General features: G+C 40.5%; 22 protein-coding genes and 1 pseudogene. 18 read left to right on the top strand and 5 right to left on the bottom strand.

Going from position 1 to position 20,411, the window contains the following annotated elements:
* The 4 genes from rbsK to Q0507_RS06335 form a co-directional block, all read right to left on the bottom strand.
* A partial coding sequence (rbsK, locus tag Q0507_RS06350; RefSeq protein ID WP_298714019.1) for a ribokinase occupies nt 1-787 on the bottom strand: 787 nt, incomplete at its 3' end.
* 320 nt (nt 788-1,107) lie between these two features.
* Nucleotides 1,108-1,290, bottom strand: coding sequence for an antitoxin PHD (locus Q0507_RS06345; RefSeq protein WP_298714016.1), 183 nt, complete (start codon nt 1,288-1,290; stop codon nt 1,108-1,110).
* Nucleotides 1,291-1,327: 37 nt separating this feature from the next.
* On the bottom strand, nt 1,328-1,984 hold the full coding sequence (locus Q0507_RS06340) for an NAD(P)H-binding protein (RefSeq protein WP_298714013.1): 657 nt from the start codon (nt 1,982-1,984) through the stop codon (nt 1,328-1,330).
* 107 nt (nt 1,985-2,091) lie between these two features.
* Nucleotides 2,092-2,331, bottom strand: a complete 240-nt coding sequence (locus tag Q0507_RS06335) for an isochorismatase family protein (protein ID WP_298714010.1) — start codon at nt 2,329-2,331, stop codon at nt 2,092-2,094.
* Nucleotides 2,332-2,579: 248 nt separating this feature from the next.
* Here Q0507_RS06335 and Q0507_RS06330 point away from each other — a divergent pair, with 248 nt between their 5' ends.
* The 17 genes from Q0507_RS06330 to Q0507_RS06250 all read left to right on the top strand — a co-directional run bounded on the left by Q0507_RS06330 (nt 2,580) and on the right by Q0507_RS06250 (nt 19,613).
* On the top strand, nt 2,580-4,178 hold the full coding sequence (locus Q0507_RS06330) for a tryptophan transporter (protein WP_298714008.1): 1,599 nt from the start codon (nt 2,580-2,582) through the stop codon (nt 4,176-4,178).
* Nucleotides 4,171-4,983 carry an energy-coupling factor ABC transporter ATP-binding protein gene (locus tag Q0507_RS06325; protein ID WP_298714004.1) on the top strand — a complete coding sequence of 271 codons (813 nt, stop codon included), beginning with the start codon at nt 4,171-4,173 and terminating at the stop codon, nt 4,981-4,983. The genes Q0507_RS06330 and Q0507_RS06325 overlap by 8 nt, the downstream gene beginning before the upstream one ends.
* Nucleotides 4,984-4,992: 9 nt before the next feature.
* The gene (locus Q0507_RS06320; RefSeq protein ID WP_298714001.1) at nt 4,993-5,661 is read left to right on the top strand and encodes an energy-coupling factor transporter transmembrane protein EcfT; all 669 of its coding nucleotides are present in this window, start codon (nt 4,993-4,995) and stop codon (nt 5,659-5,661) included.
* Nucleotides 5,662-5,905: 244 nt separating this feature from the next.
* Nucleotides 5,906-7,123, top strand: a complete 1,218-nt coding sequence (locus Q0507_RS06315; RefSeq protein WP_298713998.1) for a Fic family protein — start codon at nt 5,906-5,908, stop codon at nt 7,121-7,123.
* A 23-nt stretch (nt 7,124-7,146) separates the two neighbouring features.
* Nucleotides 7,147-7,647, top strand: a complete 501-nt coding sequence (locus tag Q0507_RS06310) for a GNAT family N-acetyltransferase (protein ID WP_298713995.1) — start codon at nt 7,147-7,149, stop codon at nt 7,645-7,647.
* Between the two features lie 127 nt (nt 7,648-7,774).
* Complete coding sequence (gene hisJ, locus Q0507_RS06305) at nt 7,775-8,638, top strand: histidinol-phosphatase HisJ (protein ID WP_298713992.1); 864 nt, start codon at nt 7,775-7,777, stop codon at nt 8,636-8,638.
* Nucleotides 8,639-8,753: 115 nt separating this feature from the next.
* Nucleotides 8,754-9,119, top strand: coding sequence for a hypothetical protein (locus Q0507_RS06300; RefSeq protein WP_298713989.1), 366 nt, complete (start codon nt 8,754-8,756; stop codon nt 9,117-9,119).
* A gap of 255 nt (nt 9,120-9,374) precedes the next feature.
* Nucleotides 9,375-10,976 carry an ATP phosphoribosyltransferase gene (gene hisG, locus Q0507_RS06295; protein ID WP_298713987.1) on the top strand — a complete coding sequence of 534 codons (1,602 nt, stop codon included), beginning with the start codon at nt 9,375-9,377 and terminating at the stop codon, nt 10,974-10,976.
* A gap of 143 nt (nt 10,977-11,119) precedes the next feature.
* Nucleotides 11,120-12,397 (top strand): histidinol dehydrogenase, encoded by a 1,278-nt coding sequence (hisD, locus tag Q0507_RS06290; protein WP_298713984.1) that lies wholly within the window; start codon nt 11,120-11,122, stop codon nt 12,395-12,397.
* 120 nt (nt 12,398-12,517) lie between these two features.
* Nucleotides 12,518-13,108, top strand: coding sequence for an imidazoleglycerol-phosphate dehydratase HisB (hisB, locus tag Q0507_RS06285; RefSeq protein WP_298713981.1), 591 nt, complete (start codon nt 12,518-12,520; stop codon nt 13,106-13,108).
* Between the two features lie 13 nt (nt 13,109-13,121).
* Nucleotides 13,122-13,844 (top strand): 1-(5-phosphoribosyl)-5-[(5-phosphoribosylamino)methylideneamino]imidazole-4-carboxamide isomerase, encoded by a 723-nt coding sequence (gene hisA / locus Q0507_RS06280; protein ID WP_298713978.1) that lies wholly within the window; start codon nt 13,122-13,124, stop codon nt 13,842-13,844.
* A gap of 173 nt (nt 13,845-14,017) precedes the next feature.
* Nucleotides 14,018-14,776 (top strand): imidazole glycerol phosphate synthase subunit HisF, encoded by a 759-nt coding sequence (hisF, locus tag Q0507_RS06275; RefSeq protein WP_298713975.1) that lies wholly within the window; start codon nt 14,018-14,020, stop codon nt 14,774-14,776.
* A gap of 174 nt (nt 14,777-14,950) precedes the next feature.
* On the top strand, nt 14,951-15,265 hold the full coding sequence (gene hisI, locus Q0507_RS06270; RefSeq protein ID WP_278606731.1) for a phosphoribosyl-AMP cyclohydrolase: 315 nt from the start codon (nt 14,951-14,953) through the stop codon (nt 15,263-15,265).
* A gap of 82 nt (nt 15,266-15,347) precedes the next feature.
* A complete protein-coding gene (gene hisE, locus Q0507_RS06265; protein WP_298713965.1) occupies nt 15,348-15,674 on the top strand; it encodes a phosphoribosyl-ATP diphosphatase in 327 nt (108 codons plus the stop codon).
* A gap of 125 nt (nt 15,675-15,799) precedes the next feature.
* Nucleotides 15,800-16,876, top strand: coding sequence for a histidinol-phosphate transaminase (hisC, locus tag Q0507_RS06260; protein ID WP_298713963.1), 1,077 nt, complete (start codon nt 15,800-15,802; stop codon nt 16,874-16,876).
* 78 nt (nt 16,877-16,954) lie between these two features.
* The gene (gene hisH, locus Q0507_RS06255) at nt 16,955-17,557 is read left to right on the top strand and encodes an imidazole glycerol phosphate synthase subunit HisH (protein WP_298713960.1); all 603 of its coding nucleotides are present in this window, start codon (nt 16,955-16,957) and stop codon (nt 17,555-17,557) included.
* Between the two features lie 217 nt (nt 17,558-17,774).
* The gene (locus Q0507_RS06250; protein WP_298713957.1) at nt 17,775-19,613 is read left to right on the top strand and encodes a carbon starvation protein A; all 1,839 of its coding nucleotides are present in this window, start codon (nt 17,775-17,777) and stop codon (nt 19,611-19,613) included.
* 143 nt (nt 19,614-19,756) lie between these two features.
* Here the strand turns inward: Q0507_RS06250 and Q0507_RS06245 are convergent, their stop codons facing one another.
* Complete coding sequence (locus Q0507_RS06245; protein ID WP_298713954.1) at nt 19,757-20,065, bottom strand: hypothetical protein; 309 nt, start codon at nt 20,063-20,065, stop codon at nt 19,757-19,759.
* Between the two features lie 120 nt (nt 20,066-20,185).
* Between Q0507_RS06245 and Q0507_RS09770 the strand changes: the two are divergent.
* Nucleotides 20,186-20,411, top strand: a pseudogene (locus Q0507_RS09770) (membrane biogenesis protein AsmA); the annotation flags it as partial.

Here is a 20,411-nt window from a genome sequence, read left to right as displayed (position 1 = left end):
GTAGAGCGTCGGCTAAGCTTTTACCATTGACAATAGCCGTTGCAAAGGCACCGTTGAATGTATCGCCTGCACCTGTCGTATCTACGGGTTTCACCTTTAAACCGGATACGGTGTGAATGTTACCGTTGTCGGCGTAGCCTACGCCTTTGCTACCGAGGGTAACGATGATTTTATTTTCGTTAGCTAACAATGTTTCTTCTGTAGATTGATTAGGATAAAGCGCTGAAAGCTCATGTTCGTTTGGCGTAATATAGGTTGCCAATGCTAACCACTCAGGATTGAGGTCTGCCGCTGGAGCCGGATTTAAGAGAACTTTCACATTAGCCTCGTGACAACGACGAATGATGTATTCGATTGTTGGAATAGGAATCTCGTTTTGAACCATTACGAGATCCGCTTGCTCGATAGCTGACCAAGCATTATCCACTACAGTATTATCTACCTTTGCATTAGCGCCAGAAATAACAATGATGCTATTGTCGCCTTCAGCCAATGTGATATGTGCTGTTCCCGTTGTAGTATCAGGTACAGTAACGATGTAGTCCGTATTGATATGATTTTCTTTTAGATTATCTACAATCATTTGGCCGTAAGCATCTTGACCGATGCAACCAACCATGGTAACCTCTGCACCTAATCGAGCAGCTGCTACCGCTTGGTTTGCACCTTTGCCACCGTGGGCGATGTGTAATTCGTTGCCCATAATTGTTTCGCCTGCAGTAGGGCGTTTGTCCGCGAGGACTACAATATCCATGTTACAACTGCCAATAACAACAATGCGATTCATAATAACTCCTTGATTCACCCCTGCCCTAACTGGGACTAAAAATGACCATCATTTATTTTTATACATAAAACTTAGGGTATTTTATACGATAAGTCGCATATATAAATATAATTGATAATCAAAGAGGCATTTGCTTTCACATACCTATAGTATATACTAATTATTTATTAGTATAGCGTAAATACGCGAGTTTATCTATATAAATATCTATAAAATGTAGGAATAAAAAAGGTATATCCAAAATCTATGTTACATGAGTAAAAATGTACTCTTAAATTTTGGATATACCTTATTATTATAGAATTAATATATTATACTATTTATATTTTATCTAACATTTGGTCTATACTATCAAAGGATTTCTCTAAAGATAGAATACGTCCTTGAATGATATCATTTTGGCCTTCTACAAGAGCAGATAATATATCTATCTTAGCTTGTAAAATATTAGTTGTATTATCGTTAATATTTATTGTATTACTGTAGCTTTTATCTATTTTCATAGTCTATTCGGCCTTTATTGTTAATTATAGTTATATATTAGTGAAAGCTTGGTTTATCGAAGTGTGTACCTGGCTCACCTACGCCGATGCTTGTGCGGTGGAAAGGAGTTTCATCCGCAGCATGTAAGATATCAAAGATGGCTTTTACCACAGCTTCGCGTGAAACTTGGGCATCGTTGAATTGAGCCCCTTCAGGGATGAGTTCGTAATCGGTTTTTTCCGGATCATTATAAAGCCATGTGAGGCGCAAGATAGTGTAATTTAAATTGGATTCGCACAATACGTTACGAGCTTGACGCTCACCTTGAACATAGCTAATAGGCAAGTTATCGAAGGTCCATTTTTCAAGTGCTACAGGGAATTCACCAGAAAGGCCAGCCATGGAAACGCCGATAACACGGCGTACATTTTTACGGCTCAATGCTTTCACGATGGACGCCATATCACTGCCGGATTCCATAGAACCTACAAATACAACCTCCGCATTTGTTACAGCTTGTTCTAACTTAGCAGGGTTTTGAAAAGAACCTTCAATCACTGTAACACGTTCATGGTCGATAATCTCTGGAGGTATACGTGTTTTCAACTGACGACCATATAATGTAATGTGCATATCTGTATATGTTAATAGTGTAGCAGTCAACTTTTGAGCTATTTGGCCCGCAGCTCCTAAAATCGTAATATACTTATACATAAAAAAGACCTCCTATGTTCGGGCATAAATATTTGATGAAATTTTAACATACATATATGACAAATAGGTGAGAAAAATTATAGAAATCTTTATAAGATTTTCATAATTTAATTGATGCTTAAAATTTCTTTTGTTGTTTTTAGCTGCGCAAATCGATTTTGCCAATTATCACTGCCTGTTGCTAATAAACCTTCATCTTCAGAGTGTCTGATAAAAATTACTTCTATATTTTGATTTCTGAAATGTTGAATGATTGCTTTTGTATTTGTGATAAGCTTTTTTGCATCGTAAGGGTTTTCGTTAACTAAACCTTCTTGTATATCGATTACGATTAATGCCTGTGCCATGAGGAACCTTCTTTGTAGACTATATGAAATATATTAATTAGGTAATATTTTAAGATTTATTATCTTAGCTTTCAAAATTAATGTTAATACTCTTTGAGTATAAGTATTTGTATGCATTATATCATAAGTATATGACAAAAAAGTGCGATATGAGTTCCATATACTGTGCTGATGCTGTCTAGGCTTTCACAAATTCTCGAAGAATGATAAAATAAATCCATATATATTTTTATAGAAATGAGGCTATTATGGAACGGATTCAAGATCTTGTGTACACGCATGTGCAGGGTGGCCAGTTTAGATGGGTTACTGTCAGCACATTGATGCTCGCATTGGGCACGATTTTGCATTTGGTGAGCCCTAGTGTGGCTGGGGTGACGCCGAACTGGACGATTGCTACGTACTGCGTAGCCATTTTATTGACTCGTCCTAGTTTGAGTCAAACTTTGGGGATTGGCCTAGTAGCAGCCCTTATCAACGTATTGACGTCGAAGTCCGCATTCCCTTACGGCAACTTGTTGTCCGAACCAGGTGGTGCTTTGACGGCTGCTCTCGTGACGCGCGCTATGCTGTCCATGAAGTTCCGTAAAATTGGGGGCTTTGATTTGACACCAATCCTATCTGGATTCTTGGCGACCGTTGTATCTGGTGGTATCTTCGTTACCATTTTGTGGCAAGTTCTGGGTTTGCCAGATAATGTGTATATGTACGGTATGTGGCCAATGGTTCTTATCGTAGGCGCTTTGAACGGTGCCATTACGCCGATTTTATACATTCCGGCGCAACGTTTATTTTCTAAACGGGGCATGTTGCCAAGTGCAGAGGAATTGGGCTCCGATCATAGTCACTTGACGATCTTACCTGAGCGCCAAGCTAAGATTTCTATTGAGCACGTAAATTACTACCATCCTAAGGCGACCACGCCATCTCTTGAAAACATCAATCTCGATGTACATGATGGTGACTTCTTAGTGGTAACTGGTCCTGCAGGTTGTGGTAAAAGTACCCTTTGCATGGCGATGGTAGGTGCGGTGCCTAAATTCTATGGTGGTCGCCTAGAAGGTATGGTCTTTGTAGATGGCCAAGCGACCACGCAAATGGAAATTCCAGAACTAGCGAACCATATCGGTGTAGTTCTGGCCGATTACGATACACAGCTCGTAACGATGACGGTTCGTGAAGAAGTGGCCTTTGCCATGGAAAATCGTGGTTACGACCGTGAAACGATTACCTCTCGTTCTCAAGAGGTGTTTGAACAAGTTGGCCTTGTGGGATTAGAAGACCGTAAGATTACAAGTTTATCTGGTGGTCAACGCCAACGTTTGGCTATCGCTTCCGTATTGGCTACGAACCCAACCGTACTTGTTCTTGATGAACCGACTAGCTCCCTCGATCCAGATGGGACCGCTGAATTATATCGCCTCGTAGGTGACTTGAACCAAAAACACGGTATCACCGTTGTCGTTATCGACCATGACTTGCATGCTGTATTGCCGTATGCAAACCGCATGGCCCTCATGGTGGATGGCTCTATCGCTTGTGACGATGATGTACCTACTACGCTTCGTTATATGTATGAACACAATATTCACGTTGATGCATTGCCATCCGTGTTCACCACATACATGGAACTGGAACAAGCGGGCTTCCACAGCGATGAACCTTGGCTCAGCATCGAGTCTGCTATTAAGGGCTTGCATCAAATTGAAATGGCTCACGCTATTCAAACTGAAGTGCATGGTAAAAGCAACTCCACAGTAAATCAAACAAATACTACGACTGTAGAAAAACAACCTATTCAACGTGTTGATGATGTACCAGGAAAGGACGGTGGCGCTCATGCTTAAGGTTGAAAACATCCGCTTTGGCTATGTGCCATCCGTAGATATTTTCCGAGACGTGACTTTCACCATCGAAGGAGGCGAATATATCGCCATCGGTGGTCGTAATGGTTGCGGTAAAACTACCATAACTCGTTTGCTCGTAGGCCTCGAAAAGGCTAGCGAAGGCCGCATGTATTATAACGGTAGAGACATTACGTCCATGCCGCCGTCTAAACGGGGGCAATTTATCGGCTATGTATTCCAACAGCCAGATCGTCAAATGTTTAGACCGACTGTAGCCACTGAGGTTGCCTTTGGGCCTGAGTCTTTGGGTCGCACTAAATCCGAAGTGAAACGCATCGTTGATGAAGTATTGAAACGTACAGGTATTGCTCACTTGCGTGAAGCATACCCTCCGACCTTGCGCCGTGGTGAAAAGCAACGCGTAGCCATTGCTTCCGCGTTGGCTATGAAGTCTAAAATCCTCATCCTCGATGAGCCAACCAGTGGTCAAGATGGTAAGGAAACAAAAGAGCTACTAGCATTATTGCGCCAGCTCAATGCAGAAGGCATCACGATCCTTCTCATTACTCATGATATGGAAATCATGGCTAGCGAATGTAGCCGTGCTATCATCATGGGCAACCAAACCGTAGCCTTTGATGGCAATCCAGAGGAATTGTTTAGAAAATCCACTGATGAATTGCAAGATTTAGGCCTTACGAAACCGCCAAGTGTAGAGCTTTCACTAGCGGTACCATCCTTGGGCTATTGCAAATCCATGGATGAATTGAAATCTAAGTTAGTGGCTCAGTTGAGCGGAAAATAGGAGGGACATATGGAACGTTTAGTACCGTTAACAAAAATCTTGATGACCCTCGTCGTATCCGTGTGGGCCATCCTGTTGCGCGACTGGATATCTCTTTTGCTATTAGTCGTTGTAGAACTCGGTGTATTGTTTGTTGCTGGTTTGCTATTTAAACAACACAAAGCCGTATTGGCATTGACTAGCTTTGCCGTATTCCTTGGCCTCGTCCAATTCATCGGTAGCGGCGATGTAACATCTGCCATCGTATCTGGCTTACGTATGCTTGCTATGACACTTGTATTCATCTGTCTGTTGGCAACTACAAAATTGCAAGATCTTACAGCAGCGCTCGTAACACAATGCAGAATTCCTTATGAATATGCATTTATGTTCACTGCTGCACTTCGCTTCGTGCCTGATTTCATTGCTGAAAGCCATGCTGTACAAGAGGCTCAAGCTTGCCGTGGTTTGTCTTTAGAAGGTAACTTCATTAAACGCATAAAATCTTATGCATCTGTTATCCAACCATTACTGCTAAAATCCTTGGGACGCTCCGAAACAATGGCGTTATCATTGGAACTACGTGGCTTCGGTGGACCTACACACAGTTTTGCTGCATCCGTAGGCTTGAAGAGAATAGACTATAGTGTGATTGGTGCTTTAATTGCTATTACAGTACTTTTATTCTTAGTTGTTTAATCTTTCTATAAATTAAGGAAGAGTTTACTTTTGATCTTATAGAAGTATATTAGTTCTAATAGTTATAAAAAAATATGATGAAAGTATATAAGTAAAATAAGAGCTTTTTACTTATATATACTTCAAAATATATAAACTGAGTGGTAAAAATCGTTGTTTTTACCACTCAGTTTTGTTATATTGGATGTATAAAGGTAAAATTTACAATTTTTACATTTTAATGGATTGTGAAAGGTGAAAAGCTATGTCATATGAACCTTTATATAAAGTGTTTTATAAATGCGAAGAAAAGTGGCAAGAGATTCTTGATACACGATATGCATCTGAAAATACGCAACATATAAGTATATCAATAGCACAAATCAATAGAAAAAAGAGTTTTTCTGCTTTTTTTATGTATCATAAGGATATTCTTGATGTAATGATCCAATTGGAGCGGAAACATTCAGCTTTTTTAGATTTATTAAAGCAAGTTCCGTTAATTATGCACCCTCACTTACTAAACACATTCTTGGTAGAAGAAATCAAGGCTAGTAATGATATTGAAGGTGTTCACAGTAGTAGAAGAGAGATTCAAGAGGCTATTGATACAAATATTGCTGAGGTAAAAAGGTTTAGTAGTATTGTTTCAAAATACAGAGATATATTAAATACATCAGGGAAGAAAGAGTTTTATATAAATGAAGATATTAGAGCTCTATATGATGAGTTAGTATCAAATGAAATTGAAGAGAAAAATAAACTAGATGGAGCGATTTTTAGACGTGACTCTGTTTCAGTTTATGATGGTTATGATAGAGAGATTCATATAGGAACTACACCGGAATCACAAATCATCAAACTTATGACCATAGCACTAGAGTTTTTAAATAATGATGAGATACAATTACCAATTCGTGTGGCGGTATTTCATTATATGTTTGGTTATATTCATCCTTTTTATGATGGTAATGGCCGTGTGAATAGGTATATTTCTTCTTCGTATTTATCAAAGGAGTTTCATCCATTGGTAGCCTTGCGTTTATCCGCTTTAATAAAGGCTAATCGTTCTAAATATTATAAAAGCTTTGTTAATACTACGTCAGAACGCAACGGAGGTGATTTGACTCCTTTTATTATTCAGTTTCTAACTTTTTTAGTTGATACAGTTGATAATTTAAGTGAATTGCTTAATACACGGTTAGAACGATTACGTAATGCTTGTGATCAATTAGATCAGTTTTTTATTAATCAAGGAATTACAGATGAACTGGTTCAAGATATATATTATATCTTATTACAGACATCTTTATTTATGATTGGACCAGGAATTACTAGAGAAGAATTATGGAAAAATTTAGGTAAGAGTAAAAAGACCGTGTATGAACGTATTAAACATATGCCACGTGAACATCTTAAAGTTCAAAAGGTGGGTAAAACAGAGCATTTTAAGTTAAAGAAATCTATATTGAGTTCTATTTAGTAATCTATGAAAGAAGAGTTACTATGAGTAATTTAAATATTCGTCGTGCTAGAATTGATGATGTATCTCCTTGTTTAACTATTTATAATTACGAGGTTGTAAATGGTGTAGCCACACTAGATCTGGAACCGCGCACGTTGCCAGAGTGGCAGGAGTGGTATGCAGTTCATCAAACATCTGAGCATTGTATTTTTGTAGGCCTTATGGATAATGTAGTGGTAGGTTATGCGTCGCTTTCACCATATAGAACGAAGGATGCTTTTAAAAGTACGGTGGAGCTATCTATTTATATCCATCAAGACTATCGTGGTAAAGGAGTGGCGTCTAAATTGATGGCTCATATATTAGACCATGCGAAAGAAACGGAAACATTACATACAGTGGTATCTGTCATTACTGCAGGAAATGCGGCAAGCACAGCGCTACATGAACGATTTGGATTTACTTATTGTGGGTTAACGCCGCAAGTGGGATTCAAACATGGTAAATATCAGGATACCGAAACATACGCATTATTGGTATAATAAAACGTAGATAATAATAAGATATATAAATTAGATATATAAATTAGATATATAAATACGATATATTAATAATATACAGATGATAGATAAGGGTTCGCCAAGGGGTAGGGCGAATAGGGGTGATTGAATGAATATGAAAGACGAAAGGCAGTTTGTTGGATACAGTAAGTATCGCAGCCGTCTCGTGGACGGTCATGTACATACGGAATTGTGTCCACATGGTAGTGGGGACCGAACTGCGATGATGATTGAAAAGGCCATCGAGTTGCGTATAGAAAAGGTATGCCTCACAGAGCATGCACCATTGCCAACAGCTTTTGCTGCTGAATACGGTGGTGATAAAAAGGCCTATGACACAGCATCTTTGAAATTGAATCAAGTTGATGCCTATTTAGAGTTAGGCCGTCAATTACAACGTGCGTATGGCACACATATCGATATATCTCTCGGCTTTGAAGTCGATTATATTCCAGGCTTTGAATCAGATATTCAAGAGTTCTTGGATCGCTATGGTCCGTTGACGGATGATAATATTTTATCCGTTCACTTTATGGAAGGCGTTAATAATGCCTTTTACTGCTTAGACTACAGCCCTCAAGAATTTGAAAAAGGCTTCGGGCCGTGGATTGAAAAACAATATGAGTTATATTACAAGTATTATTCCACAGTGCGCCAAGCCGTGCGAGCGGACCTCGGTGAATATACACCTAAACGCATTGGTCACTTTGATTTAATTAAGAAATACCAACATCATTTTGGGTTTGAACGCCATTTAGATCGTCGCAATGCGCAGGTGGTGAGCGATATTTTGCATATTATGCGCGTCCAAGGTCGTGAACTAGACTACAACATGAGCGGCTTCTTCAAACCAGACTGCCGTGAAATGTACCCAAGCCGCTTTATTCAAGGTATGGCGGCTATCATTGGGGTGCCATTTGTATTGGGATCTGATGCACATAGTGTGGCGGATATAGAAAATGTTTGGGGATAATTACAGAAGGTCTATACTTGGCTCTGTTCTATGTAACATGTGGGTAAAAGTATAGGCCTTTTTTATGTGCAAATAGTAATTAGATAATTTAATTTCTTTGTGAGGAACAGAACGTATGGAGATAATACTTAAAATCCTAACCCTTATTATGTTTATTGGTATTCTCTATAATATTAGACAACGCAAGAAGTATGATGAATGGAATGAGAAGAAAAATCAAGCCATATATGATTTGGGGCAAATCTTGTCATGTGACAGAGCACAAGCTAAGTTTATAATCGATCAACTAGGACGTTATGCAGTACCCATTGATGTGGTAGTTGAGCCCATATCTGTTGTCTCTATTTATGGTGAAAGCATGAATGGCTATGTCTTTTCTTATAATGGTCTAAAAGGTTGTTTTACTCTAAATGATAAGTTTGAAATAAGAAATTTGATTTATAATGATGTAGATCTTCTACATCAGGGTGTAATTAAATAGATATATGTAGTAAATATATGAAATATTGACGGTTCTATTGACAATTCTATAGAACCGTTATATTATAATTTCATACTTTAATAAAGTAAAGTAATAAAATAGAAAAGTATCGATATAGGTAAATTTTTTCTCATAATAAACTGAATTGCTAGATGACTTGAACCGTCATATAACTTAAATGGTTAATATAGATGATATATAGCTTTCAAAAACATGAGAAATGATATAAATGAATTGATAGAAAGGATGTTTACGATGGTACAGCAGCAATTACCTACGGGTTTCCGTGATGATATAGGGATCGTAGCGGAGCGTAAGGATGATGTGAGTCAATATGTGCTTGGTCTATGTCGTAGCCGCCAGTACACTAAGATCTCTACGCCTCTCGTAGAGTACAAAGATGTATTCAATGGTTATGCAATGGGGCGCGGTCAGCATATGTACGAATTCATGGATAGTTCTGAAGCATCCGTCGTAATTCGTCCCGATTTGACTATGCCTATCGGTCGTTTCTTGGCGACTACTAATATTGAATTGCCTCGCACGTTCTATTACTTGGGCGATGTGTTTATGAAAAATAAAAAGCACCGCGGCGATGTGAACCAAGTGACGCAAGGTGGTATCGAGATGGTGGGCTATGATGGGATTGAGGCAGAGCAAGAGTGCTTCAAGATCATTAAAGAGGTAAATGAAACTCAGCTAGGTGGTAGCCTGTTGCTCGAAATTGGTGATGCTCGTTTCTCTCGTGCTATCACCGATGCGCTAGGGCTCAGTGATGATGAAAGAACAGCGCTATTAGACGCTTTGTTTACTAAATATTTACCGCGCTATAACGAGTTGATTTCCGACTTTAAAAATAGTGCGTTGTTCCCATTCCTCAATGTATGGCCTCGTTTATTTGGTACGGTTCAAGATATCAAGGATGAGCTGAACCAAATCATCTTGCCTGCAGCGGCGCAGCGCATTTTAGATAATCTCATAGACATGGCAAACCAAGTGGAGCAAACAGGGCAACAGGTTCGCATCGATGTATCTACAGAACCGCCTCAATCTTATTACACAGGCATTACCTTTAGAGGTTATGTGGACGGCGTGTCTCAATATATCGTCAGTGGTGGTCGTTATGATGGACTGTTATTTAGCTTTGATGGTACACCGATGCCGGCCGTTGGGATGGCTTTCAACATTGACGTGTTGACCGAGGTAACTTTGCAAGGTGAAAGCAAAGCGCAAGATAACGATAAACTGCGTATCGCTCTTACGAAGGGGCGCGTAGAAAAGGATTTTATTCCACTCCTAGAAGCATGTGGCGTAGATTGTGAACCATTACATAATAAGGCACGTAAGCTTATTATTTCTTTGGGTGATTTTATGGAGGTCATCCTCGCAAAGGGGCCGGATGTAACGACGTATTTGAAAAACGGCGTTGTGGACCTCGGTATCGTCGGCAGTGATGTTCTAGATGAACAAGACGATACGAGCTATGAAATGCTTGATTTACAAACGGGTAAATGCCAATTTATTTTGGCATCCTTAGCGGGCTATGATCCTAAAGAAGGTCGCCGTCAACGAATTGGTACGAAATATCCAACTGTTACAAAACAATACTTTGGAGCTCAAGATGTAGAAATCATTAAAATTGAAGGCTCCGTTGAGCTGGCTCCACTTGTAGGATTAGCGGATGCTATCGTAGATATTACGGAAACGGGTACTACTTTGCGTGAGAATAATTTAGAAATTTTCGACTGGTTGCAACCAATTTCTACACGTCTCGTAGCCAATCCATTAGCTTTAAAACAAAAGAGAAACACCATTTTTAAACTTATTGATCAGCTTTCAGAAGCAATTAATAAATAAGACGTAGAGTGAATCATATATCCAGCTAGTAAGATTTAGGATCAATAGCAGATAAAACTATTAATATATGGAATGAATAATAGAAAATGAATAATAGATTTAACTAGTGATACTGATAGCTCAAGTAGGAAGAAGGATGACAGATGAAAATATATAAAGAATCACTAGAGGCGATGCTCGGTATCGTACGTGAGTATACACAACAAACTACAGATATGGAAATTGAACGTCGCGTTTACGATATCATTGCTGATGTTCGGACAAATGGTGATGCGGCACTTAAAGCATATTCTGAAAAATTTGATGGCGTATCCATCGAAGATTTCAAGGTGCCTCAAGAGGAAATCGATGCCGCTTATGAATCTTTATCTGATGATTTGAAAGCCGCATTATTAAAGGCAAAGGCTAACATTACAGAATTCCACAGTCGTGAAATTGAGCAAGGTTTTGTGGATATGGATACACCGGGTATTATCCGCGGTCAAAAGGTCATTCCCTTGGCTCATGTTGGTCTCTACGTTCCTGGCGGTACAGCGGCGTATCCATCTACTATTATCATGACTGCATTGCCAGCCAAAATCGCAGGGGTAAAAGAAATCGTCATGGTGACACCTCCTCAAAAGGAGGGTATTAACCCTGCTGTACTTGGTGCAGCAAAACTGGCTGGTGTTGATGCGGTGTACCAAGTGGGCGGTGCCCAAGGGGTAGCGGCGTTGGCTTACGGTACGGAAACCATTCCAAAGGTAGATAAAATCGTAGGCCCTGGTAATATCTACGTAGCCACTGCAAAACGCCAAGTATTCGGCCAAGTTGATATCGACATGATTGCGGGCCCCAGCGAAATCGGTGTTATCGCCGATGACAGCGCTAATCCAGTTCACTTGGCGGCTGACCTATTATCTCAAGCGGAGCATGATCCTCGTGCACGCGCTATTATGGTGACTACTAGTGAAACGTTAGCAAATGCCGTATCCGATGAGGTGGAACGTCAACTTAAACTGTTACCTCGTGAAAGCATCGCTCGTCCAGCTATTGAAAATAATAGTTATATTGCCATTATGGACAGCATTGAAGACATGTTTACGGTGATGAACGAAGTGGCTCCAGAGCATTTGGAAATCCAATTGCCAGATCCAATGAATTACATGAGCCTTGTTCAAAATGCGGGCTCCGTATTCCTCGGTGCTTATGCATCTGAACCGTTGGGCGATTACTTGGGTGGTACGAACCACGTATTGCCTACTAGCGGTACAGCGCGATTTTCGTCTCCGCTCGGCGTATACGATTTCGTGAAACGTACGTCTTTCACACAATTTACAAAAGAACGTTTAGAAGAAGTGGCAAAACACATTACTACATTGGCTCGTACGGAAGGGCTCGAAGCACATGCTCGGGCCATTGAAGTACGCTTTGAAAAATAGTTTATAAAAAATATTAGAAAATAGATTTGGTATATATTTGGCATCTATATTTATATAAATATTTAAAATATAGAGTGGAAATATAGATTACAGAAATAGATTTGGAGTATAGAGGTCGTTATGATACGCACAGGCACGGTGCAACGCACCACTCAAGAAACAGATATTACAGTAGAAATTACCCTTGATGGGGCGCAAACGAGCTCCATCTCGACCGGAATTGGCTTCTTTGACCATATGTTGACGCTCTTAGCGAAGCACGGCCGTTTTGGCCTTGTGGTAGAGGCAAAGGGCGATACATATGTGGATGCTCATCATACAGTTGAGGACGTTGGACTTGCCTTAGGGCAGGCCTTGGTAAAAGCCCTTGGCGACAAGGCCGGCATCGAGCGTTACGGCGATGCGTGGGTTCCTATGGATGAAGCATTGACGCAAGTTGTGATTGATTTGAGCGGTCGTCCGTACCTTGTTTTCCAAGGGGAATGGAGTACACCCGTTCTAGGTGGCAACTTTGAAACAGAGCTGGTGGAGGATTTCTTCCAAGCTCTTGCTATGAGCGCCGCTATGAACTTACATGTGCTTAATTTATATGGTCGCAATACACATCACATCATTGAAAGCATGTTTAAGGCAATGGGTCGTGCATTGCGCAAAGCAGTTACTATTAATCCGGATATCCAAGGGGTTAACTCTACAAAGGGCGTTATTTAGTAAAGGAGAATGTATGATTTTTCCAGCTATAGATTTACAAGATGGGCGCAGTGTTCGCTTGTATAAAGGCGATTTCGCGCAGGAAACGGTCATCAATCCAGATCCAGTGGCCCAAGCAAAACAATATGAAGCGGCTAAAGTGGGAGCCTTGCACCTCGTCGATTTAGATGGTGCCAAGGCGGGCAAGCCTGTAAATGTAGACATTGTAAAAGCAGTGCGTGCAGCTTTCACAGGCATCCTTGAAATTGGAGGCGGCATCCGCGATAAAGAGGCCGTTGACCTTTATTTGAGTTTGGGCCTAGATCGGGTTATCTTAGGATCTGTAGCGCTTAAAAATCCGGAACTTACGAAGCAGGTTATTGCTGAATACGGTGCGGAGCGCATCGTTATTGGTGTAGATGGAAAAAATGGCAAAGTTGCCGCTGAAGGTTGGCTTGACCAATCCGACGTGCCGATGACCGATTTAATCGGTGCCATGATTGAAGGTGGCGCAAAATATTTTATCGTTACCGATGTAGACAGGGATGGTACGATGCAGGGCGCCAATGAAGAGTTACTTGGGAATTTGCAAAAAGAATTTCCTACATCACGCATCGTTGCTTCTGGGGGCGTTCGTAATCTAGAGGATATTAAATCGCTAGAACAAAAAGGCGTTATGGATAGTATTGTTGGTAAGGCTCTGTACGAGGGCACGATTACGCTAGAGGAAATCGGCGAGTACAATCAGCAGAAATAATAGAAATGACTGTGATGCTCTTAAATTAATTATTGGCTGTAACCAATGGAATATTGTGCATAATCAATAAATATATTGTGTATAGTCAATGAAATATGTTGAGTATAACTGTTGAAATGTATTGGGTGTAACAGCTGAATTATATTGAGTGACACTCGATGGAAAGGAGCTTTATGTTAGCGAAACGGATTATTCCCTGCCTAGATGTAGATGATGGGCGCGTAAAAAAAGGGGTTAACTTTGTTAATCTCGTAGATGTAGGCAGTCCCGTAGATATTGCGGCATCCTATGAACAGCAACAGGCAGATGAGCTGGTATTTTTAGATATTACGGCCACCGTTGATGCACGGACCACTATGCGCGATGTGGTACAAGAAATCTCCACACAAGTATTTATGCCACTTACCGTGGGTGGTGGTATCAAGAGTGTTGATGATATGACGGCTTTGCTTAAAGCTGGTGCGGACAAGGTATCTTTGAACTCTGCGGCTCTTGCTAACCCTGAGCTCATCACAGAAGGGGCTCAAAAGTTTGGTAATCAATGTATGGTGGTAGCCATTGATGTGAAAACAGATGAAGAAACTGGCGAATGGTATGCCTATACTCACGGCGGTCGTAAGCGTACAGAATGGAAAGCTTTAGATTGGGCAAAAGAGGCCGTAGCTCGTGGAGCAGGGGAATTGCTGGTGACGAGCATGGACAAAGATGGTACAAAATCTGGTTTTGATATTGAACTATATAAGGCCATAGAGTCTGTCGTGAATGTACCTATCATCGCATCTGGAGGTGCGGGTAAGGTTGAGGATTTTGTAAATCTCTTTAAGCAAACCGGTGTTACCGGTGCACTGGCAGCATCTATATTCCACTTTGGGGAAGTTAAAATTCCTGATCTTAAAGCTGAATTACGAGCTCACGGAATTACTGTAAGATAGAAGTATTTTCTATAACTACAACTTAAATAGTTACAGTATGGTACGAATATTAAATAAACTAATCGGTTTACTGAATATTACTTGGTAGTAACTGGGGTATAGCCTAGTAATTTGTGTATCCTTGTAGATGAATAACGCGACTATACAAATTATTTTTAACAAAGGATTTAAAATATGAAACCAGATTTTGAAAAAGGGAATGGCTTACTGCCAACGGTTGTGCAAGATGCGGAGACTAAGGACGTTCTCATGGTGGCGTGGATGAACGAAGAAAGCTTTCACAAAACATTAGAAACAAAGGAAACGTGGTTTTGGTCTCGATCTCGTAAGGAGTTATGGCATAAGGGTGGGACTAGCGGCAATGTGCAGCATGTGGTGAGTATGGCCCTAGATTGTGATGGAGATACCTTGCTCATTCAAGTTAAGCCTGAAGGTCCTGCCTGTCATACCGGGCGTACAAGCTGTTTCTTTAATGAAGTAGAGGCATAGTATTCGATAAAATCAGCACAATGGCAATGAATAAGATAAGCATAATAGAATGCAAATTATAAGAGGTATAACGGAGTAAGTTATGGCACAGCAAACACTGAACGAATTATACGAAATTATTAAAAACCGTAAGGCACAGCCAAAGGAAGGGTCTTATACGAATTATTTATTTGACAAAGGACTCGATAAAATCTTGAAAAAAGTTGGGGAAGAGGCAACGGAAGTCGTTATCGCCGCAAAAAATGATGATCCTCAAGAACTGATTTACGAAACAGCAGATGTGTTATATCACTTGCTCGTGTTATTAGCGGAGAAAAACATTCCTTACAAAGCCATTGAAGCTGAGCTGGCGAGTCGCGAAGGGGTAGTGAGCAAGACTACGGATCGCCCAGAGATTACAAATTTATGATGTACATCGCGTTATGAGTTCCTACGATTACCCATGCGTTTATATGAGTTAAGACGAGTTTATAAACACAAAATGAGGTAAAACGCGTTTATATACATTAAGAAAATAGATAGAAAGGATAGCCTATGAAAGAGATAATTCGCACATTGAAACCCTATATACCTGAGGAGCCGGCCGCAGCGGTGAAAGAGCGCCTTGGTATCGACAGATTAGTGCGCTTGTCGGCAAATGAAAATCCATACGGCACATCGCCATTGGTACGGGAGGCTATCCTTAGCTATGTAACACATAATGATGCCAACTACTATCCAGATGGCAATGCCACCGATTTGCGCATGAAATTAGCGAATTACTGGCAGGTGCAACCTGAGCAACTCGTCATAGGTGTAGGTCTAGATGAGGTCATCGCCATGGTCAATAAAACATTGATTACTGCTGGTGACTCCATCGTAGTAAGCGTGCCAGCCTTTTCGGAATATGCCTTGAATGGCCTCGTGGAAGGTGCTGAGATTCGCGAGGTGCCAGCTGATTTTGAAACGGGGCAGTATGATTTTTCTGCTCTTGTGAAAGCTGTAGATGAAACGACACGCCTCGTGTGGATATGTAATCCTAATAACCCAACGGGCACCTATGAGTCTGTTGAAGATATCCGCAAATTTGTAGCAGCTGTACCAAAGGATACCTTGGTCATCGTAGACGAGGCTTATATCGATTTTGTCACTTCCGTAGCTGTTCCTACGGCACGTGCGCTATTGGATGAGTTCCCTAATGTGGCTATCATGCGTACTTTCTCTAAGGCTTATGGCCTTGCCAACTACCGTGTAGGCTATATGATGACTCCTTTAGAATTAGCAAATTATATGCAAACCATTCGCTTGCCGTACAATCTGAATACCTTATCTCAAGTGGCTGCAGAAGCCGCTTTCGATGATCAAGAATTCTTGGCGAGAACGGTCTCTCAAAATGCAGAAGAGCGAACAAAATGGGAAAGCCTTTTTGATGAGTTAGGCATTCACTACTATAAGAGCGAAGCTAATTTTATTTTCTTTGCATCGCCTGATGCGGAAGGTCTTGCAGATGCTTGGCTCAAATCAGGTTACCAAGTGCGCCGAGGTCAACGAGAAGGATGGTTACGCCTTACGATTCCAATGCCTCAAGATGGGGATGTTATGCGCCAGATATTAAAAGAATTTATGCATTAATTCACATAGAATATATCACAAATATTATTAAGATTTGTTTTATGATATCGGATTTCATTTTATAGAATGGAGTTTATTATGATTGCCATTATAGATTATGATGCAGGGAATACCTTCAATGTCCAGAAAGCCTTAGCCTACATCGGTCTTGATGCAGTGCTAACGGCAGATGCTGAGACCATATTAAACGCTGATGGTGTTCTCTTGCCAGGTGTAGGCGCATATGCATCGGCTATAGCTGTTCTGAAAGAGCGTGGTTTAGTTGATGTCATCTATGAGGTAGTAAAACGAGAAATACCTTTATTAGGTATTTGTTTAGGGATGCAACTTTTATTTGAAGAATCTGAGGAGTATGGTCCAACTCCAGGTTTAGGTCTTATTCCTGGTAAGGTAAAAGAAATTCCTCGAGATCTTGGTCTTAGTGTGCCTCATATGGGGTGGAATAAGAACGTGGTTCATCACCCTGATAGTGCTTTTAGCAATGTAGATGATCAATACACATATTTCGTCCATTCCTATTATGTCGATACAGACCCTGAATATATCATATCTACTGCAAATTATGGTATCGATGTACCTGGTATTGTAGAACGTGGTAGAGTGTATGGAATGCAATTCCATCCCGAAAAAAGTGGTGTCGTAGGTCTAAATTTATTGCGTACATTTGGCAATATAAAATAGTAAAGGCATTCTCTGATAGGTAGAGAATGCCTTTTTATTATGCGTTATAGTTATAATTAACTTTCAAAATGAGAAATTAACAATTGACACCTTGTTGATTAGTTATACAATGAAGTTGTAAGTACTAACATTTTAGGAAGCCATTGTGGCATGGATACATAAGTTTTATCAGTAATATTCATACACTCCATGTCACGGGATTACTGGAGGTGTTTATATGGTTATGAATGGTATTTACTTAGTTATTGCCTCCGCGTGTATTCTAATTTTAGCGTACCGCTTTTATGGGGCTTTCATAGCGGCTAAGGTACTGACCTTGGATCAATATCGTCCAACGCCAGCTATGACTCACAATGATGGTCACGATTACGTGCCAACCAACAAATGGGTAACCTTTGGTCATCACTTTGCAGCGATTGCTGGTGCAGGCCCACTGGTAGGTCCTGTTATTGCAGCCCAGTTCGGCTATTTACCTGGTGCCTTATGGATTCTCATTGGTTCCGTATTAGCCGGTGCTGTACATGACATGGTTATCTTGTTCGCTTCCGTTCGCTATGATGGTAAGTCTATTGCGGATATTGCTCGCGAAGAAATCAGTAAACTGGCTGGTTTCGGTGCTATGCTCGCTACTTTGTTCCTATTGGTTATCACCCTCGCTGGTATGGCCGTAGTAGTAGCAAACGCATTGCATAACTCTCCATGGGGTTTCTTCTCCGTGTTTGCTACAATTCCAATTGCTATTTTTATCGGTATTTATTTGAAATGGTTGCGTCCTGGTAAAATCCAAGAGGCTACTATCATTGGTGTAGCATTAATCTTCATAGGTATTATCTACGGTCCTAACATCGCGGCTAGCGAATATGCATCTTGGTTTACATACGACTTGCAAACCATTGAAATTATGCTTGCTGTATATGGCTTCTTTGCAGCTGCATTGCCTGTATGGTTATTGCTCGCTCCTCGTGATTATTTGTCTACATACCTTAAAATTGGTACAATTGGTGCCTTGGCTCTCGGTATTATCATCGTAATGCCTGAAATCCAAATGCCAGCTGTTACTCCATATATCTGGGGCGGCGGTCCTGTATTGAAAGGTTCTGTATTCCCTTACATCTTCATTACTATCGCATGTGGTGCTTTATCTGGTTTCCATACAGTTATTGCCACAGGTACAACACCTAAAATGCTTACTAATGAACGAGAAATTTTACCTATCGGTTATGGTGCGATGTTAACAGAAGGCTTCATCGCTATGATGGCGTTGATTGCAGCGACTGCATTGCATCCAGATGATTACTTTGCCATTAACTCCACAGTAGAATCCTTCAAAGCGTTAGGCCTTCAAGTGCATGAATTGCCAGCATTGTCTGCAATGGTTGGGGAAGACTTGATGCACCGTCCTGGTGGCGCCGTATCCTTAGCAGTAGGTATGGCTCATATCTTCTCTAGATTGCCTAATATGGATCACTTGATGGGGTACTGGTATCACTTCTGTATCATGTTCGAAGCTTTGTTCATTATGACTTTGATCGATGCTGGTACTCGCGTAGGTCGTTACTTGCTTCAAGAATTATTAGGTCATTTCCATCCTAAATTCAACGACCAACACTGGGCTCCTGGCGTATATGGTTGTGCCGCTTTGATTTGTATCTTATGGGGTTACCTAGTTCTACAAGGTAACATCGGTATTATCTGGCCTCTATTCGGCGTATCTAACCAATTATTAGGTACTATGACATTGGCTGTAAGTACTACAGTGATCATGCGACTTGGCCGCAAACGCTATGCCTGGGTAACAGGTATTCCATGTATCCTAATGGCCATCGTTGCTATTACAGCAGATTTTGAAAACGTATTTAATAGCTATATTCCTGCTGGTAAATGGGTTCTAGTAGCATTTAGTGCGGCTATGTTCCTCATGATTCTTATCGTATTGGTAGAAGCGATTCGCAGCTGGATTCGCTTAGCTAATATTCCACAAGACTATCGAACTCAAGATGAAATTGAAGCTGAAAGCCTTGTAAAATACGGTAAAAACGTGAAAGCAGAAGCATAAGACTTTTAAGTTTACATACATTATCTTATAAATTCTGCAATACTACTCCTTAGTATAATATTATAAAAAATAAAAGCCCTGTTCACGGCTTTGAATAGTATCTGTAAAAGGTATATTCATTACTGTGTGCAGGGCTTTTGTAATTATAATTCTATTTCCGGTAATAGACGGGTAATGCCGATATGGATATTTTTATCCGGTGTAATGTCTACGTGGCTGATATATCGCAATAACTCCTCGTGGGAGGCGGATATCTTATTAGGATCGTAGATTAGTGTTGAAATAAGCATGGATTCATTATTGTGGGTTACATAGGTAAGGGTGGACGGATTTCCGTTCAGTCCCTTAAAGTCCATGATGAAACCAGGCGTTTCATTATGCCATACCGCGTAGTACTGATTGTCGTTTTGAGTGCTAAACATAGGCATGGTAAGCATTCTTTTTACTTTCATGACAATCTCCTTATACATACTATACTATGCATATATCCTAACATGAGGTATTGTTACTGTCCATCTGGATTGTTGTATCCGGCATATCAGTTTTGTACAATATAATGCTATAATAAATGTATGGGAAATAACATACGCTCTTACTGGAGTAAATATATACAACTATATAAAAAGGGGATTATAGGCTTCTTCGCTTTTATCAGTATTGCGCTGGTGGTTCTTTTTATATTGGCTACGATTGCCAGTCGGGGCATGGGTCTCATTTTTACAGAGGTTATGACTCGACAAACGATGATGCGCGGTACGGTTACTGCTGAAAGTTTATCTGCTACACCGTGGGGAACTT

Source organism: uncultured Veillonella sp. (assembly GCF_938010505.1).
Lineage (GTDB): Bacteria > Bacillota > Negativicutes > Veillonellales > Veillonellaceae > Veillonella.
The sequence above is the reverse complement of the archived record's forward strand: the minus strand, read 5'-3'. Positions and strand labels throughout refer to the sequence as shown.

Coding starts and splice junctions, on each gene's coding strand:
- Q0507_RS06345 (WP_298714016.1), bottom strand. CDS start 1,290: ATGAAAATAGATAAAAGCTACAGTAATACAATAAATATTAACGATAAT.
- Q0507_RS06340 (WP_298714013.1), bottom strand. CDS start 1,984: ATGTATAAGTATATTACGATTTTAGGAGCTGCGGGCCAAATAGCTCAA.
- Q0507_RS06335 (WP_298714010.1), bottom strand. CDS start 2,331: ATGGCACAGGCATTAATCGTAATCGATATACAAGAAGGTTTAGTTAAC.
- Q0507_RS06330 (WP_298714008.1), top strand. CDS start 2,580: ATGGAACGGATTCAAGATCTTGTGTACACGCATGTGCAGGGTGGCCAG.
- Q0507_RS06325 (WP_298714004.1), top strand. CDS start 4,171: ATGCTTAAGGTTGAAAACATCCGCTTTGGCTATGTGCCATCCGTAGAT.
- Q0507_RS06320 (WP_298714001.1), top strand. CDS start 4,993: ATGGAACGTTTAGTACCGTTAACAAAAATCTTGATGACCCTCGTCGTA.
- Q0507_RS06315 (WP_298713998.1), top strand. CDS start 5,906: ATGTCATATGAACCTTTATATAAAGTGTTTTATAAATGCGAAGAAAAG.
- Q0507_RS06310 (WP_298713995.1), top strand. CDS start 7,147: ATGAGTAATTTAAATATTCGTCGTGCTAGAATTGATGATGTATCTCCT.
- hisJ (WP_298713992.1), top strand. CDS start 7,775: ATGAATATGAAAGACGAAAGGCAGTTTGTTGGATACAGTAAGTATCGC.
- Q0507_RS06300 (WP_298713989.1), top strand. CDS start 8,754: ATGGAGATAATACTTAAAATCCTAACCCTTATTATGTTTATTGGTATT.
- hisG (WP_298713987.1), top strand. CDS start 9,375: ATGGTACAGCAGCAATTACCTACGGGTTTCCGTGATGATATAGGGATC.
- hisD (WP_298713984.1), top strand. CDS start 11,120: ATGAAAATATATAAAGAATCACTAGAGGCGATGCTCGGTATCGTACGT.
- hisB (WP_298713981.1), top strand. CDS start 12,518: ATGATACGCACAGGCACGGTGCAACGCACCACTCAAGAAACAGATATT.
- hisA (WP_298713978.1), top strand. CDS start 13,122: ATGATTTTTCCAGCTATAGATTTACAAGATGGGCGCAGTGTTCGCTTG.
- hisF (WP_298713975.1), top strand. CDS start 14,018: ATGTTAGCGAAACGGATTATTCCCTGCCTAGATGTAGATGATGGGCGC.
- hisI (WP_278606731.1), top strand. CDS start 14,951: ATGAAACCAGATTTTGAAAAAGGGAATGGCTTACTGCCAACGGTTGTG.
- hisE (WP_298713965.1), top strand. CDS start 15,348: ATGGCACAGCAAACACTGAACGAATTATACGAAATTATTAAAAACCGT.
- hisC (WP_298713963.1), top strand. CDS start 15,800: ATGAAAGAGATAATTCGCACATTGAAACCCTATATACCTGAGGAGCCG.
- hisH (WP_298713960.1), top strand. CDS start 16,955: ATGATTGCCATTATAGATTATGATGCAGGGAATACCTTCAATGTCCAG.
- Q0507_RS06250 (WP_298713957.1), top strand. CDS start 17,775: ATGGTTATGAATGGTATTTACTTAGTTATTGCCTCCGCGTGTATTCTA.
- Q0507_RS06245 (WP_298713954.1), bottom strand. CDS start 20,065: ATGAAAGTAAAAAGAATGCTTACCATGCCTATGTTTAGCACTCAAAAC.